Raw genomic sequence first — 16,720 nt, 5'->3', positions numbered from 1 at the left:
CAAAACATCTAAAACGGCGAGTCGATTATTTCGCAGTCAAGCCGATTCGACAAGGATTCGTTTTCTCGACCATTTGTGGTTCGTGTTTTGGTTTTGTTTCAGCTACAATCAGTGCCACCACTCTCAACGCTGCTTTTCGAGAACTCACCATGCCCAAATATCCCACCTGGGTTCCTACGTGGACCTTCGCCCTGTTTCTCTTGGTAACCGCTACTCTGTCCGCCGCTGATCGCCCAAACATCATCGTCATTCTTTCCGATGACATGGGCTACTCAGATATTGGCTGCTATGGCGGCGAAATCAAAACGCCAACACTCGACGCGTTAGCCGACAACGGTTTGCGGTTTTCGCAATTCTATAACACGGCCCGCTGTTGTCCGACGCGAGCATCTCTGCTTACCGGTCTCTATCCGCACCAGGCTGGCATCGGACATATGGTGACCGGCAACTACGATATTAGCAAGTTCCCTGGCTTTCAAATGGGATTGACTCAGCGTTGCCAAACCATGGCCGAAGTGTTGAAGCCAGCCGGCTACAAAACCTACATGACCGGCAAGTGGCACGTTTGTAACAACATTCGGCCCGAAGGGACTAAGAAGAATTGGCCACGACAGCGTGGCTTCGATCACTTCTATGGCACCATTACCGGTGCTGGCAGTTTTTATGATCCCGCCGCGCTATGCCGTGATAACACCCTGATCACGCCAGAGAACGACACCGAGTACCAGCCAGAGTCCTATTACTACACCGATGCCATCGGCGACAACGCCGTCCGCTTCCTCAAGCAGCATCACGATCAATCTGCGGATGCTCCCTTCTTCCTCTATGTTGCTTTCACGTCTGCCCATTGGCCAATGCATGCTTTACCGGAAGACATCGCCAAGTACGACGGAGTTTATGACAACGGCTTTACCGAGATCCGTGAAAACCGCCTGGCCAAGCTCAAGAAACTGGGACTAATCGATCCTTCCTGGGAAATGTCAGAACAGGCAGGCGATTGGGGCAAGACGAATCATAAGGACTGGGAAATTCGCAATATGGAAGTCTACGCGGCAATGATCGACCGCATGGACCAGAATATCGCCAAGATCACTGCCCGCTTGAAAGAATCAGGCGACTTCGAGAACACGGTCATTTTCTTCATGCAAGACAACGGCGGCTGTGCCGAAGGAGTCGGCCGCGCCAGCGACAAGAACTTGCCAGAGCCTCGCCCGGCCATGGCGAAAGATGAGTTGCAACTGGATATCATTCCCCAGTTTACCCGCGACGGTCGCCCAGTTCGTCACGGCCCCGAAACGATGCCCGGTGCCGATGACACGTACATTGCCTACGGCCGTGACTGGGCGAATGTCTCGAACACACCGTTCCGTGAGTACAAACACTGGGTTCACGAAGGAGGGATCTCGACACCGCTGATCGTGCATTGGCCGAAGGGGATTGCGGCTTCGCAAAACGGCAAACTCGATCATACGCCGAGCCACCTTATCGACATCATGGCAACCTGCGTAGACATCGGAAAAGCCGAGTACCCTCAACAAGTCAACGGCAACGTCATCACTCCGCTTCCTGGCATCAGCCTGGCACCTGCTTTTGCTGGCAACCAGTTGCAGAGAAAGACACCGATCTTCTGGGAACACGAAGCGAATTGCGCCGTCAGGGATGGCAAGTGGAAGATCGTTCGTTACGGCAAGATGGGCTCAGGCAAGACCACGCCGTGGGAACTGTACGACATGCAGGCCGATCGCACCGAACAGCACGATCTGGCCAGCCAACATCCCGAACTTGTCCAAAAAATGGCCGCTCAATGGCAGGCCTGGGCGGAAGCCTCCGACGTGCTACCGTGGCCTTGGGGTCATCTAGGTAAGAAGTAAGTTCACTTGAGTAAACTCCCCATGAATTTCAGCTTTTCATGCGCATGCTTATGCGTCCTGCTCCTTTCGTCAATCGCTCGAGCCGATGATCGCCCCAATATCGTCGTGATCATGCTCGACGACTTGGGGTATTCGGATCTCGGCTGCTATGGCGGTGAAATCCAAACGCCGAACATCGATTCGCTGGCCCAAAACGGGCTGCGTTTCACGTCATTTTACAACTGCGCCCGTTGCTGCCCGACACGAGCGGCATTGCTGACAGGTCTGTATCCGCACCAGGTCGGTCTCATTCGCAATGGTCGTTCGCTGACCAGGAATGGCGTTACCATTGCGGAAGCCCTGGGTCAGGCAGGCTATCAAACGGCGATGGCTGGAAAATGGCACCTGAGTCAAACTAATCCGATTGATGATCGGCAAAAGCAACTCGATTGGCTCAATCACCAAGCCGACTTCGATCGTCCTTTCGCGCCACTGGATACTTATCCAGCCAAGCGAGGATTTCAGCGTCACTTTGGACCGGTTTGGGGCGTTGTAAACTACTTCGATCCCTTCTCGCTGGTCGACGGGACCGAGATCGTGAAAGAGGTTCCGGATGATTTCTACATGACCGATGCGATCACGGACAAAGCCGTTGACTACATCGAAGCGATGTCGAAGAAGGACGCTCCGTTCTTCCTTTACGTCGCACATACGGCCCCGCACTGGCCCCTGCATGCCAAGCCAGAGGACATCGCCAAGTACGAGAAGACCTACGTCGAAGGCTGGCAAAAGCTGCGTGACGAGCGTTATGCCCGCATGATCGAGATGGGTTTGATAGATCCCCAAACCTATCCCAAACCACAGCTACAAGGGGAAGGCCCCGACTGGCAGGCCATGGATGACGAGCACCGCAAGCACATGGCCCAGTTGATGGCCGTGCATGCCGCCATGGTCGATTGTGTGGATCAGGGGATCGGTCGAATAGTGGAAACACTTAAAGCAACCAATCGCATGGATAACACGTTGATTCTGATCATGGCTGACAACGGGGCCTCGCCGGAACGCTATCTCAACCCTGGCTTCGATCGTCCTAACAAAACCAGGGACGGTCACAAGATTCAGTACGAAGGAGTCTTTAATCCCGGTAGCGAAACAACCTGGGGCTACATCGGCTCGTACTGGGCCAATGCCGCCAACACGCCTTTCCGCTACTGGAAAGCACAGTCGTTCGAAGGAGGAACCCATACGCCGATGATCGCCCATTGGCCTGGTGGCTTGAAAACAAGACCAGGCTCGTTGACCGATCAACCTGGCCATGTGATGGACGTCATGCCCACGTGCCTCGAAATCGCGGGAGCCAAGTATCCCAAGACGTACGCTGAGCATGACATCACCCCTCTGGAAGGCAAGTCCCTTTCGGCCATCCTTCGCGACGAAAAGCGTGCAGGCCACGATCAACTCTTTTTCGAGCACGAAGGGGGCAAGGCAGTCATTGCTGATGGCTGGAAGCTCGTCCAACCGAAGCAAAACGGCAAATGGGAACTTTACCACCTTGCGGCAGATCGCACGGAAACCATGAACGTCGCTGGCGATCATCCCGAGCGACTTCAGCAGATGAAAACCAATTGGCAAACCTGGTTTGACCGGGTGAAACCAGCCAACTAGCTTCCACCCCCACTGGAATTGATTCTCTCTGCAAGGAGCCTCTTTATGCGTTTCGCACTTCTCGGCGTTTTGTTGTTCGCGTGCTCGGCCAGCCAACTCTTTGCGGCCGAGCTTCCTGATATTGTCCTGTTCCTTTCGGATGACCACACAATCGGTGATTCGTCGCTGTATGGTTCGCCTGACTTGAAGACCCCTAACATGGAGCGAATCGCCAAACAGGGGCTTACGTTCGATCAGGCCTTTGTCGCTTCCCCTTCGTGTGCGCCCAGCCGTGCTGCGTTGCTGACCGGCTTGATGCCGTCGCGAAACGGTGCCGAGCCCAATCACTCGCGTCCTAAGCCCGAGATCAAGAAGCTGCCGGCGTACTTTCAAGAGTTGGGCTACGAAGTGGTCTCGTTCGGCAAGGTGGGACATTACCGTCAGACGCCGGAGTATGGCTTCGACATCGCCAGGCATTTCAACTACCACGAAGACGTCGCCGTCCCGGAAGCACTGAAGTGGCTCAACGCACGTGAGAGCGACAAACCACTGCTCCTATTCGTCGGTACCAATTGGCCACATGTGCCGTGGCCAGAGCCAGAAAACATCGATCCTGCGTCGATCAAGATTCCTTTGCACCATGTCCACACGCCCCAGACGCGTGCTGCTCGGGCACGTTACTACCAAGCCATCAAAACCATGGACCGTGAACTAGGTGAAGTCTTCGACGCCGCCTACGCGAAACTCGGTGAGGACACCTTGTTTCTGCATACCAGCGATCACGGTGCCCAGTGGCCTTTTGGCAAGTGGACACTCTATGACGAAGGAATCCGTACCCCCATGATCGCCGTCTGGCCAGGAAAGATCGCTCCTGGCAAGCGAACCGACGCGATGGTCTCGTGGATCGATATTCTTCCGACCCTTTACGCGGCCGTTGGACAGACGCCCCCAGAAGAACTCGACGGCCGATCCTTCCTGCCGGTGCTTCTGGGCGAAAGGGATAGTCATCGCGACGTCATCTTCACGGTACACAGTGGCGACGGGAACCATAACGTCTATCCCACGCGAAGTATCCGCACGCCGCGTTGGAAGTACATTCGCAACCTTCACCCCGAGTTCAAATTCACATCGCATATCCTAGGGGACAACCGGCCTCAACCGTATTGGGGCAGTTGGGTCGAGAAGGCCAAGACGACGCCTGAAGCGGCTCGCAAGGTGAAACGATACCTCCAGCGGCCAGCGGTCGAACTGTACGACCTGGAAGCCGATCCGACCGAACAGAACAATCTGGCCACTAATCCTGATCACGCGGACACCCTGGCCAAACTAAGCGACCAGCTAGATGCCTGGATGAAGAAGCAAGGGGATCAGCAAAAGGTGTTTGGCGAACCTATTCTGCTTGAAGAATAAGATGTCGAATGTCCTACGGATCAGGCTGATAGAAAATGCGGTAGAACAAAGTGGGCATTAACAACGATAGTAACCCTATCAAAAAAACACCGATTCCCATTACCGCAATTTGTGCTTCCGTCTCTCTTGTCGATTCGAAGGCGGAGAGAACGACCATAGCTCCCAGCATCACCACGACCAGCATCGATACAACCACCATGGATATCCGTACCCACCTGAGATCACTCCGCCACGTTTGGACGAAAGTCAAATACGCATATCCTGTTACCAAGGCGATTCCCTGTAAGTATTCTAACTTGAGCCCAATCCCCGCGATGAGTACTGTCCCCCATATAAGCAAATAGAGCGTCAGCAATAAGCCACCCACAGCTTCCCAGCGAGTCGCCAGCAGCCTACCAGCAGTTGTTAGCAAGGCGAATGCCTGCGAAATAGGCTCGATAAAAGTTCCGGTGACGGCAAATGCAAGCAGAATGGGGGCAAACGCCAACATCCTATTCCCCGTTTCCAAATCGACACGAAATAGAAACGCGATACCGTATCCGATCATTAACAAGAGAAAGACGACGATCCAACTGAATCCCACGGGCTGACGATCAAGCCAATAGCGATAAACGGATATCCAACGGAACGCTGGATTGCTGGCCCGCAAGATTTCACTAACGCCCAATCGAGCAAATTCATAATGGGGATCCAGACGTAGCGCATCTCGAAAATGCTCTTCCGCAGTTGCCCAATCGCCTCGCTGCAGATCGACATAGCCAAGGTTCGCGAGGGAGGTTGGGTTCTCAGGCTTGAACCTAAGAGCTTGCTCCAATGCTTGCTGTCCATCATCAAGTTTCCCCAAACGCAGGCACGCAAGCCCTTGAAGATTAAAAGCATCCGCGTTATCTGGCTGCAAAGCGATCACCTGTTCGGCCGTGACCAACGCCTCTTCCAATCGGCTACGATCTAGAAAAGTCCACCCCATCAACAGAAGTGCCTCGGCGAAATCAGGCTCACACGCCAACGCATTTCGAGCCGACTGCTCGGCTTTGTACTTCTCACCGATGCGGTTGTAGATCCATGCCAGCTGGTAGTGGACATCGGACCATTCCGGCTTCAAGCTTACCGCCTTACTGCCGTACTCAAGTGCCTCGGCGTTCATGCCCAGAAGAGAGCAACAAACACCAAGACGACAATAGGCCGATGCTTCTTCAGGATCGCTGGCTATCGCATTCAAAAACTGGACTCGGGCATCCTCATACCTCTTCGCATCCATCAGCATTTCAGCACGCTGGATAAACAAATCGGCTGGCGATTCCGTATTCTCAGGGACCTCCTCTTCCATCACACGGAAAACCTCACCGCATGCTCAAAATGTTCGCCAAGATGATCGACCCTAACGGCACAAAAAGAAATCCGCGCGAGCAGTTTTCACATATCGAGGCAACAGCCGTCGGCAGGTTTTCCAGCCCGTAGATCTCACCGACGCCAAAACCCAACGCCATCGCAAACGCAGCTACCGTGACCGCTGCCATGACTTTGCGTGGAGTTCCTTCTCGCGATTGAAACATCATTGCCATTGGAATCGCCGGAAAGCCAACGCACATCGCCAGGATGATGCCGACGTCATTCTGCAAAAACATTTCGCTGACCAGTGCTGCAACCGTAAGCACAATCGCCGAGCCAACTGCCAGGCCGCCGAAGCGTTCCCAGGGCGTTAACACCAGACGCCCAAAAGGGTGCAGAACGAGGAACGCGTCTGAGATCGGTCCGGCAAACCAGGTTGTCACGCAGAACAGCAAGTACAATCCCATAAACGCATAGGCGAGTCCCTGCGTAGCTGGATTTGAGGCCAAGGCCACGAAGATGACCTTGTAACCGAAGTAGAGACCAATGATGATCACCCACTGCATGCCAGCTGTCTTGGTCGCCATCCAAAGGAAATAACCCAAGATCCAGCGATAGATCGGCACCTTGGCTTTCAGTGTTTCGAGTGCCCCTTGGCGTGCCCATTCTAGTTCCGGATTAATCCGTAAGGCCTCGCGAAAGTGCGTTTCTGCTTTGCTCAGTTCGCCCTTTTGCAGATAGGTCCATCCTAAGTTGGCATGCGACGTGGCGTCTTCCGCGTCTATCTGGAGCGAACGCTTCAGCTCTTCAACCGAGGCACCTGCTTTGCCTTGGCTGCGCAGGGCGAGTGCCCGGATGTTGAGGGCTTCGGTATCATCGGGATCGTGTGACAGGGTCATCTCCGCTGCGCGAAGTGCCCCGTCCCAGTCTTTGTGGTCAGCACAAACCATCGCGATCACGTTGGAAGCCATTGTGTCGGCAGGATCTAGCCGCAGAGCTTGCTCGGCACCCAGCCGAGCGTCTTTGTACTTGTGCGTCTTCAAGTAGATCCATGCGAGGGTCGAGTGAACTTTCGACCACTCGGGTGCCATCCGCACAGCCAACTCGCCGTGCTCGATCGCCATGTCATTCTCTTTAAGCTCACTGTGGCATAACCCCATCAGCATATGATTGCTGGGATTTTCGGGATCTTCGGCCATGCTCAGGGTGAGTTCACGTTTCGCTTCTTCGTAGCGACGCATCTGGATCAGCATGGTGGCACGCTGGAGTCGTTGGCTCATTTCAATTTCATATAGCTGAGGATGTCGTCGTACAGCCCGCCTTCGTTGGCGTACAGGGCATAATTCTTCGCCGTCGCAAACCATTCTTTGGTGGTCGGCTTGTGTCGTTTGGCTGCTGCAAGCAAATCCTTGCCCGATACCGGTACCAGTTTGCCAGTCTTCAACGCTTCGCCCAATTTCGATTCGACGGCCAGGTCGACGACGGCTTTCATATCGGCACCCGAGAACTGATCGGTCTTCTTGGCCAGGTAGGCGAAGTCAACGTCCTTGGTCGGTTTGCCTTGGCAAAGAACCTGCAAAATCTCTGTACGCGATGGCTGGTCTGGTGGGGGCACAAAGATCACACGATCGAAACGCCCGGGGCGACGAAACGCAGAATCGACGTGCCAGGGAGCATTCGTGGCCGCCAGAATCAGCACGCCTTCGTTGGAATGCTCGACGCCGTCCATTTCGGCCAGAAACTGATTGATGAGTTGCCGGGCACTGCCGCCATTCATGTCGCTGCGACGCCCCCCCAGTGCATCGACTTCGTCAAAGAAGATCACGCAAGGACTACTCGTGCGAGCCACTTGAAACAGCTGATGCAAATTGCGTTCGCTGTTTCCCATCCACATATCCAAGACATCGTTGATACCGATACTGATGAAACTCGCATTGATCTCGCCTGCGGTGGCCCGGGCCAGATGCGTTTTCCCACAGCCAGGCGGGCCGTACATCATGATCCCGCCTCCGATTGTTTTACCGTAGGCCTTATAGATCTCGGGATTCTGCATCGGGTAAATGATCTTCATGCGAATCTCTTCCTTGAGATCCTCCATGCCGCCGACATCCGCGAACTTGATCTTGGGACGCTCGACCGATGCGCTGACATCTGCTTGACTATCCCCAGAACCAACACGAATTCGCCCATCAACGACTTCGCTCTCCTCGAAATGAGTTCCCACGCCCAGACGTTCGCTAAGCTCTTCATCCTCTAACTCTGGATCAAGATCGATCGCCATCTTGTAGTGATAGACCGCCGAAGAGGTATTACCTTCGGCCATTGCAATCCGAGCAGCCAGCAAATGAGCGTCTGCTGATGCATCTTTCCCGTGAACCACGCGTTCAATAACAACAGCGGCTTCACCAATCTGATTGTTTTGCAGGAACGAATCAGCCAGGCGGAGGGGCCAGTCACTCTTGTGAGGTTCGAGACGCGATAGCTCCTTGAAATGATCGATCGCCGATTCAAACTTTCCCAATCGGTACAGCGTATCAGCCAGGTGGGATCGCAAAGGAATATTATCCGGGCTAAAACGCAACGCCTCTTCCAGCGCGCGGAGCGATTCTTCAGAAGAACTCATAGACACCCATCATCTACAGCGAAAGTCAGTTCCGTAAGACTCCCCTATCATGCCACGTGGGGGATGCCTTGCCCACTCTCCCTCGGGCATTTTTCCGAGATCGTCTCCCCGCAGGTCGATTAGGTCAGTGCGGCCTGAATCCGCTGCACAAGCCGGTTATCTGCCCGCTGGGAATCCCTGAGCAGGAAGATATTCGAGGCCAGATACGTGTCTCGCCACTGGGGTGATACGTGGTAGTAATCTTCCAGGATTGCGGAACTGAATTTGTAGTCGTGGGCGTTGTCTCCCTTGCGGAACACCAGCACGCGGGCCGCATCGATCAACTGCTTGGCCTTGGCCGAGTGGTTCTCTGAATCTTGCAAATAGCCCAGCGTCATTTTCGCAGCATTCATTGGGTTACTACCCAGTTCAGCGAAAATGGTTTCTACTGCCTCTGCCGGATCTCCTTCCGGCTTCTGAGGGTCAAGTGTGGTAATACTCACATCCTTAACCCCACCACGTCCTCGCATACCGCCGCGGAACATGGGCAGAAACGCAGCGTTTTGCAGCAGCAACAGCCGACGCGTTGCATCATCGCCGCAGGTTTCGTAGGCGTAGCGGAGGGCATTCGTCGTGGTGACGCTGTGCAACGGAACAATTGCCGGTTGCTGCATCACCATTTCACCGGCCACCACGTGCAAGGCATCCCATATCGATTGCGGATGGGCTCCACCGTTGATCAACTGGACAACCTGATCACAGGCATCGTCATTCGAGCCGCTTCGCAGCGCCTCGATCATCGCCTGCGTTGCGACTGGATCGAGTTTTCCGGTAGTCCAATCGTCACGCAACTTCGCGGCGATTTCTTCGTTACGCCTGAAAGGCCGGTCGGCCTCGTCATCCCGCTTGGCGGGGTTGCTTCCTTCATGCATCAATAACGCATAGGTCAAGCTGCGAAGCACAGGCTCGGCATGCTGCCAGCCGATACATCCTAACGTGCGATAGCTGTTGGCAACGTAAATCGCCTTGTGGCCGATACTGCGATAATCGCGCGATCCGTATCGAAACAGCAAGCGATAGATTTCATTCGCACCGCCGGTACGTGCCAGGCTGGCTGCGGCGACGCCTGCTTTTTCTTCATCCCAGTCATCCATTGCTTCGCTGAACTGCGTCTTGGCCTTGCCGTGCGGCAGGATCTTGCTGTCGTCCATGGCCGACATCGTCCAATCACCCCGCTCTTCGACATCACGCTGCGCGGCCGACTTGTAGTGATCCAGCGCCCAGAAGATCGGTAGCCAGCGATGCTCATCCGGCGAAGACAAGCTTGCCAGGTGAGCCGAATTCACAACTAGTACGGCGTGAAACTTGTGCCCGACACTTGGTCGCGGCTCGACGTTCTTCACCCCCACCAGTAGCAGCGCAGCGAGCACTTCGCGATAACTGGTCCCCTTCTTTACCTTCGCGGCGATCTCTTCCAAGAGCTTGTCGCGCGGTGTTTCCTCGATCAGCCGTACCAGCGGTTCAATGCTGGGATCAAGCCGCACGACGCTAGGATCCAATTTCGCTTCTGCGGCCGAAACGGGACGAAGCTGAGAGAGCAGACCAAGATCTCCCAGGGAAAGCAGGCCACCGGCGAGGGCACTCGATTGAAGCATCTGACGACGAGATAGGGGCATGGCGATTCCTCCGGGGAATGAGGATGGGTGGGGCTTCCGCGCACCTATCTTTGTATCGCGCTGCAAGGGGAAAGGAAAACAGATTCCCCAGGATTACGGCATCGATCAAAATGACCAGATATCTTCCTCACTGTCAGGCAAAGGCTGTTCGAGCGAGAAAGTCTTATCGTATAGTCGCTTGTTGTATTGTGACCAATTCGGATCGGAAATGAACAACGGGTTCCGTTCGAGCGTGCCTTCCCATCGGACCAACTTCCCAAGTAGTCGAGCCGCTGTCTCAGGTTGATCCTGAATCAGGTTGGTCGTCTCGCCGATGTCGTCTTTCAGGTTGTACAACTGAGGCAACTGCGAGGCCGGAAGAAGCAGCTTCCAGTCCCCTTCGCGAATGGCCGCACCGCGTAGTGCCATTCGCCAATAGAGCGTGTCGTGGGGGGCTTCTTTAGTTTCTCCTCGAAAATGTGGTACGAGGTCGACACCATCGTAGATCGGCAAGTTATTTTTCCCGCGTCCTGTTCGTGGTTCGGTCTCCCCAGCAGAAGGAACCTTGCCACCAGCAGCAATGACAAACGTATTCATCACGTCCAGAGAGATCACTGGCTTATCGTAAACTTTCCCGCGAGGTAGTCGGGCCGGCCAGTGATAGATGGTTGGCACGCGAATGCCTCCCTCGAGAAACGTTCCCTTGGTACCTCGCAGGGGAGCATTCACCGCGTGAGAAACTTCCACCGACCCGCCATTATCGGAGATAAACGCAATGAGTGTGTTCTCAAGCTGGCCAGTCGACTCCAGCGAGTCAATAATTTTGCCAATGTTCTGGTCCATACACGCTTGCATAGCGCAGTAGATTTGGCGGGTCTTGTTATGGATATGAGCGTATTGTTCGATATCTTCCGCCTTGGCTTGCATGGGTCCATGAGGCGTGTTGTACGAAAGATAGAGAAACCACGGTTGTTCGCCATTCATCCCTTTCGCTTTGCCTTCGGCTTGTATGAAATCGATCGCCTCTAGCGTAAACCAGTCGGTGAGGTAAGGAGTTCGAATCTCTTGGGGTGCCTCATGATTGAAGAGCAGGCGATTCTTCTCCACGGTTGGAAAGTAAGCGTGACTACCGCCTAACATTCCAAAGAAGAAGTCGAAGCCACGCTCCAAGGGGTGATGCCCTGCCACTGACTCGCCTAGATGCCACTTGCCGATCAGCCCAGTACGGTATCCCTGCTCTTTGAGCCGTTGCGGCAGCAGTATTTCATCAAGTGGGATCCCGGCGAACTCATCCTCGAGCCCCTCAGGATGGCTGAGATTATGCTCGAAGCCAAATCGCCCACCATAACGACCGGTCATTAATCCGGCACGGGAAGGAGCGCAAACAGAGCCAGAAACATATCCGTTTGTGCAACGCACACCACCGCTCGCCAGGCGATCGAGATTGGGAGTCTGAATCTGCTGCGAGCCATAGCACGACAGGTCACCGTATCCCATATCGTCGGCCACAATGAGAAGCAGATTTGGCTTAGCGGCAGAAATTGTGGTGCAACAAATAGCCCAAAGAAACAACGTGGCAATCGTGCGGTACATGAGATTCATAACTTTCAGGAAAAAACAAATCGACATTGCTCCTTTCTAAAGCCAAAGTCACGGTTTCCTGACGAGAAAACCGTGACTTAAAAAAAACTTTCCCCGCAATTTCGACTATTTCAGCTGCAGCGTGACCGCTTTCGTCTGCGTGTAGAGCTGAATCGCTTCGTACCCCATTTCACGTCCCCAGCCTGATTGCTTGTAACCACCAAAAGGAAGCGAGGCATCAAACACGTTATAGCAGTTCATCCACACGGTACCGGCCTTGATACGTTTCGCGATCCGGTGCCCCAGACTGATATCCTTGGTCCAAACCGCCGCAGCCAGGCCGTAGATGCTGTCGTTCGCAGTGGCGATGACTTCCTCGATATCGTCGAAAGGCACCGCGGCAACGACTGGGCCGAAGATTTCTTCCTTGATCACTTTCATGTTCTCGTGGGTATCGACCAGAACGGTTGGCTCGACAAAGTACCCTTCGCTATCTGCCCTCTTGCCGCCGCAGACTGCCGTGGCCCCTTCCTTCTCACCAATGTCGAGATAGCTACAAACGCGATCTTGTTGAATCTGGGATACCATCGGCCCCATGTCGGAATCAGGATGCATCCCGGGACCGAGCTTGATCTTCCTGGCTTGCTCCGCCACCCCTTCGACGACTTGATTGAAGTGGCTGCGATGAACGAACAAACGCGAACCGGCACAGCAGCACTGGCCGTGATTGAAGAAGATCGCGTTGGCCGCCCCGGCAATCGCGGCTGGAATATCGGCATCCGGCATGATGATGTTCGGGCTCTTACCACCCAGTTCGAGCGAGATCTTCTTCAAATTAGTTTCGCCTGCCGCTTTGACGATCAGCTTGCCCACTTCGGTCGATCCGGTGAACGCCACCTTGTCGACGTCGGGATGAGCTGACAGAGCCGCCCCGGCGGTCTCGCCGAAACCGGTAATCACATTCACAACGCCTGGTGGAAAGCCTGCCTCTTGAATCACGTGAGCCAACCGCAAGGCACTCAGCGGTGTTTCTTCCGCGACCTTGAGCACAACGGTGCATCCAGCGGCCAGTGCCGGCCCCAACTTCCAAGCTGCCATTAGCAAGGGGAAGTTCCACGGGATAATCTGCCCGACCACACCTACGGGTTCTCTAAGCGTGTAGCTATGGAACTCAGCCCCATCGAGATAGGGTACCGAGATTGGAATCGTCGTTCCTTCAATCTTGGTGGCCCAGCCGGCCATGTAGCGAAACAGATCGATTGCCAGCGGAACATCTGCTGCTGCGGCAACAGCTTTGGGCTTGCCATTGTCAAGTGATTCGATCTCGGCAAACTCTTCGATGCGCTGTTCCATCAGGTCGGCTAGTCGCCATAGTAGCTTGCCTCGCTCAGAAGCTGTCATCGCCGGCCATGGCCCACTCTCGAATGCCTTTCTCGCAGCGGCGACGGCTTTGTTGACATCTTGCTGGCCACCTTCGGCTACTTCAGCGATTACCTTGCCTGTAGCCGGGTTCACCACTTCAAACTTCTTTCCCGTCTCCGCCGGTTGCCAATGACCGTCAATCAGTAGCTTATGGTCCTGATCGATGAATGCTTGGGTTTCAGGACGGGCGACAGGGGCAGTCGTCGTCGTAATCATGGGTCTCTCCTTAGGCGATGGGGGGAAGCGACTAGGGTTAAGCTCGCTTGAAAATCTTCTGATTGGCCTACTGCGCTGGACATGCAAGCCTAAAGACATTCTACGCGTTTCTGGGCAAACACCAGAATTATTTACTTTTACAGGTTGTCTTCGATCTACCCCGCTCGGTCTACCACTTGTGAGCTAAAAAACATCCCACACATTACTCGAAGAACAAGGTCTAGGGCTATGAAAACGTTTGCCCAATTGAAACGCACATACGATGCGTTTCACGCAGAGGCCGTCCGCCTGGCTGGAACAACTCGTCAGCTATCGCAGCGTGCTGCTACCTATCATCACGTCTACGAAGACTCGGGTCGCAACCACATTTTTCCGCTTATCGCCGCCCATGGGGCACTCTGGGCGAGGGGCTACTTTGCCTTCGGAATGAACCTGGGCAAGCTCCTCTCGTGCCAATACTGCCTTGCATCTGCCCAGCGAAGGCAAAAGCTCGACGCCTTGGAAGCATTCGCCGAAGCGTTCCGAGAGGTCAACCGCAGGGTCTGCGTTCAGATCTACACGACGTACCACTTTACCAAACTCTACGGCGATCATCCTGACACGGAAAAGCTGGTAGATCCACACTTACTCGCCGCACTGAAGTGCGTGCACACCGCCAATCGCAACGGTGAGCAGCTCACCGATCAAGCGAAACGAGACATCTTTGAAACGCACTTTTTGAATGAACAAGAGACCGTCGTCGGTCCACGAATCGAAACAGCCGTCGATCAATTCGATTGGCCGTTGATGAAGTCACTGGCCCTGATGCCGGCGGTTCGCTTTGCTTACTTCCCAATCGGCTACTGGCTTCAGTTTTGGAAGTTCGATCGCAAAGAGGAACGTATTCACCATGGACTCAAGGCCTTCGACATTGCTGCCCAGATGGGGTGGAAACACACCGAGGCGACCCTCGATCGTTACGCCATCCTGCCTGAAGAATTCTTCGCCGATTCGATTGGACATTTCTCTCACTTGAAAAATGAGATCTTGGCAGCGGCGTAGGCGAAAGCTTGTTTCGCTGTACAGAACCGCTATCCTGAAACGCACCTGCTTGAGCCCATTCCCTCGTTTAATGAGATGGCCTGTATGCGTGCGTTGATTGGTATTGTTCTGCTTTTTGCTCCAGCTGTTTTACTGGCGGCCGACCGTCCGGCCAACATCGTGTTAATCGTTTCCGACGATCAAGGCTATCACGATTTAGGATCGTTCGGAGCTACCGATGTCCGCACGCCTCGCTTGGATCGATTAGCCCAGGAAGGTACACGGCTAACCAGTTTCTATGTCGCCTGGAATGCCTGCACGCCGTCGCGGGCCGCTTTTCTGACGGGGCGGTATCCCCAGCGCAACGGAACCTACGACATGATTCGTAACGACCGCGTCGACGACGGGCATCTTTACTCGCCCGAAGAATATGCCGTCTCGCCTGAGCATATCCTGGGAACGGATGTGCGTGAGATCTTTCTATCTAACGTCTTGAGCGATGCGGGATACGCATGTGGGTGTTACGGAAAATGGGATGGAGGTCAATTGAAGCGATTTCTGCCGCTACAACGAGGCTTTAACGACTTCTATGGTTTCTGTAATACGGGCATCGACTACTTCACCCACGAGCGATACGGCGTGCCGTCGATGTTTGCAGGGAACGAGCCCACTACCAAAGATAAAGGGACGTACTGCACGACGCTGTTTCGAGACCATGCGCTGAAGTTTATCGACCAGAATCACGATCGCCCCTTCTTTCTTTATATTCCGTTCAATGCACCTCACGGGGCTTCCAACCTCGATCGCGAAGTTCGCGGCAGTGTCCAGGCTTCACCGGAATATCTGGCCATGTACGAGACATCCAATGGGAAGAGTCTCAAGGAACAGCGACGTTTGGGGTACATGGCCGCTGTTACCGAAATGGATGCCGCCATCGGTACGATTCTCGATCGACTGGACCGTTACGAAATTGCTGACAACACCCTCGTGATCTTTTTCTCCGATAACGGCGGCAGCGGCCTGGCCGATAACCAGCCGCTGCAAGGCCAAAAGTCGACCATGTGGGAAGGTGGCAACCGCGTCCCCTGCATCGTTCGCTGGCCTGGACAAGTTCCTGCTGGCAAGACGAGCGACGCCTTTCTCACGGCCTTAGAAGTCTTCCCCACCGCATGCTCGGCAACAGGCACGCCCCTTCCCGTCGGCACAACTTACGATGGCTTTGACATGCTTCCGGTACTGCAAGGAAAGATCGAGTCACCGCGAAATGAAATGTTCTGGCAACGGCGAAATGAAGTTGCCGTTCGGATTGGCAACTGGAAGTGGATCGACAGCAAGAAGGCCAAGGGCCTGTACCACTTGCCGGACGATATCGGCGAAAAGAACGACTTGTCGCAAAAACACCCTGACAAAGTCCTGGCCCTCAAGCAGCGACTGGCCGAGTGGCAACAAGAAATGGAAGCCACCGAGCCTCGGCAGCCATTTCGAGACTTCTAGACGCCCCATTTCGCTCTCCTCCTCTAAAGAAAATCGGAAAACATTCGATTCTCGCCTCTTTTAACTTATTGACATATCGCGAACTGACGATATATTTATGGCAGGAGATGCGATTATGCCCAAGAAAACGACCAACAAGCCCCCTCTAGAGATGGATGCTCTTAGCCAAGCGGCTGAGTGCCTCAAGGCATTGGCTCACCCGGTACGTCTCCGGATGGTCCAGCTTTTGCTCCATGGTAGGTATACGGTCGGAGAGATTGCAGAGGACTGCGGCATCGCTGAAAACCTCGCATCGGAGCACCTTCGTTTGATGCAACGATGTGGCTTCTTTACAAGCGAGCGAGATGGCCGGCGTGTCTACTACTCGGTGGCAGAACCCCACCTAGAAGACATCATGGCCTGCATCGAAAGTCGATTTTTAACCGGGGCCGGCACGTAGCCTCCCCTTTTTTACCAAGACATATCGTCACATCACGACATTACAGTTAAGGCGACAA

Annotated in this window: 12 protein-coding genes; 6 read left to right on the top strand and 6 right to left on the bottom strand. The window is 54.4% G+C overall.

What is annotated here, in order from left to right; all coding sequences use genetic code 11:
* Positions 1 to 149 precede the first annotated feature (149 nt).
* Genes C5Y96_RS02350 through C5Y96_RS02340 form a run of 3 tightly spaced genes read left to right on the top strand, consistent with a single transcriptional unit; the run spans position 150 to position 4,904 of the window.
* Positions 150 to 1,871, top strand: a complete 1,722-nt coding sequence (locus tag C5Y96_RS02350) for an arylsulfatase (RefSeq protein ID WP_105350883.1) — start codon at positions 150 to 152, stop codon at positions 1,869 to 1,871.
* A 6-nt stretch (positions 1,872 to 1,877) separates the two neighbouring features.
* Positions 1,878 to 3,515: an arylsulfatase gene (locus C5Y96_RS02345; RefSeq protein ID WP_199188620.1), complete on the top strand. Its 1,638-nt coding sequence runs from the start codon at positions 1,878 to 1,880 to the stop codon at positions 3,513 to 3,515.
* Positions 3,516 to 3,560: 45 nt separating this feature from the next.
* A complete protein-coding gene (locus tag C5Y96_RS02340) occupies positions 3,561 to 4,904 on the top strand; it encodes a sulfatase (RefSeq protein WP_105349940.1) in 1,344 nt (447 codons plus the stop codon).
* 13 nt (positions 4,905 to 4,917) lie between these two features.
* On the opposite strand, the gene C5Y96_RS02335 is transcribed toward C5Y96_RS02340, so the two are convergent.
* The 6 genes from C5Y96_RS02335 to C5Y96_RS02310 all read right to left on the bottom strand — a co-directional run bounded on the left by C5Y96_RS02335 (position 4,918) and on the right by C5Y96_RS02310 (position 13,709).
* Positions 4,918 to 6,189, bottom strand: a complete 1,272-nt coding sequence (locus C5Y96_RS02335; protein WP_158261053.1) for a tetratricopeptide repeat protein — start codon at positions 6,187 to 6,189, stop codon at positions 4,918 to 4,920.
* A 55-nt stretch (positions 6,190 to 6,244) separates the two neighbouring features.
* A complete protein-coding gene (locus C5Y96_RS02330) occupies positions 6,245 to 7,513 on the bottom strand; it encodes a tetratricopeptide repeat protein (protein WP_158261052.1) in 1,269 nt (422 codons plus the stop codon).
* Positions 7,510 to 8,856 carry an ATP-binding protein gene (locus tag C5Y96_RS02325; RefSeq protein ID WP_105349938.1) on the bottom strand — a complete coding sequence of 449 codons (1,347 nt, stop codon included), beginning with the start codon at positions 8,854 to 8,856 and terminating at the stop codon, positions 7,510 to 7,512. The genes C5Y96_RS02330 and C5Y96_RS02325 overlap by 4 nt, the downstream gene beginning before the upstream one ends.
* Before the next feature lie 119 nt (positions 8,857 to 8,975).
* On the bottom strand, positions 8,976 to 10,511 hold the full coding sequence (locus tag C5Y96_RS02320; RefSeq protein WP_105349937.1) for a hypothetical protein: 1,536 nt from the start codon (positions 10,509 to 10,511) through the stop codon (positions 8,976 to 8,978).
* 105 nt (positions 10,512 to 10,616) lie between these two features.
* Positions 10,617 to 12,119, bottom strand: a complete 1,503-nt coding sequence (locus tag C5Y96_RS02315) for a sulfatase-like hydrolase/transferase (RefSeq protein WP_233198737.1) — start codon at positions 12,117 to 12,119, stop codon at positions 10,617 to 10,619.
* A 78-nt stretch (positions 12,120 to 12,197) separates the two neighbouring features.
* The gene (locus tag C5Y96_RS02310) at positions 12,198 to 13,709 is read right to left on the bottom strand and encodes an aldehyde dehydrogenase family protein (RefSeq protein ID WP_105349936.1); all 1,512 of its coding nucleotides are present in this window, start codon (positions 13,707 to 13,709) and stop codon (positions 12,198 to 12,200) included.
* Between the two features lie 228 nt (positions 13,710 to 13,937).
* Between C5Y96_RS02310 and C5Y96_RS02305 the strand changes: the two genes are divergently transcribed.
* From C5Y96_RS02305 to C5Y96_RS02295, 3 genes are all read left to right on the top strand, one after another.
* Complete coding sequence (locus C5Y96_RS02305; protein WP_105349935.1) at positions 13,938 to 14,750, top strand: hypothetical protein; 813 nt, start codon at positions 13,938 to 13,940, stop codon at positions 14,748 to 14,750.
* 84 nt (positions 14,751 to 14,834) lie between these two features.
* On the top strand, positions 14,835 to 16,223 hold the full coding sequence (locus C5Y96_RS02300; RefSeq protein ID WP_233198735.1) for a sulfatase-like hydrolase/transferase: 1,389 nt from the start codon (positions 14,835 to 14,837) through the stop codon (positions 16,221 to 16,223).
* A 115-nt stretch (positions 16,224 to 16,338) separates the two neighbouring features.
* On the top strand, positions 16,339 to 16,662 hold the full coding sequence (locus C5Y96_RS02295) for an ArsR/SmtB family transcription factor (RefSeq protein ID WP_233198733.1): 324 nt from the start codon (positions 16,339 to 16,341) through the stop codon (positions 16,660 to 16,662).
* The last annotated feature ends 58 nt before the right edge of the window (positions 16,663 to 16,720 follow it).

It is taken from the genome of Blastopirellula marina, assembly GCF_002967715.1.
GTDB lineage: Bacteria > Planctomycetota > Planctomycetia > Pirellulales > Pirellulaceae > Bremerella > Bremerella marina_B.
The sequence above is the reverse complement of the archived record's forward strand: the minus strand, read 5'-3'. Positions and strand labels throughout refer to the sequence as shown.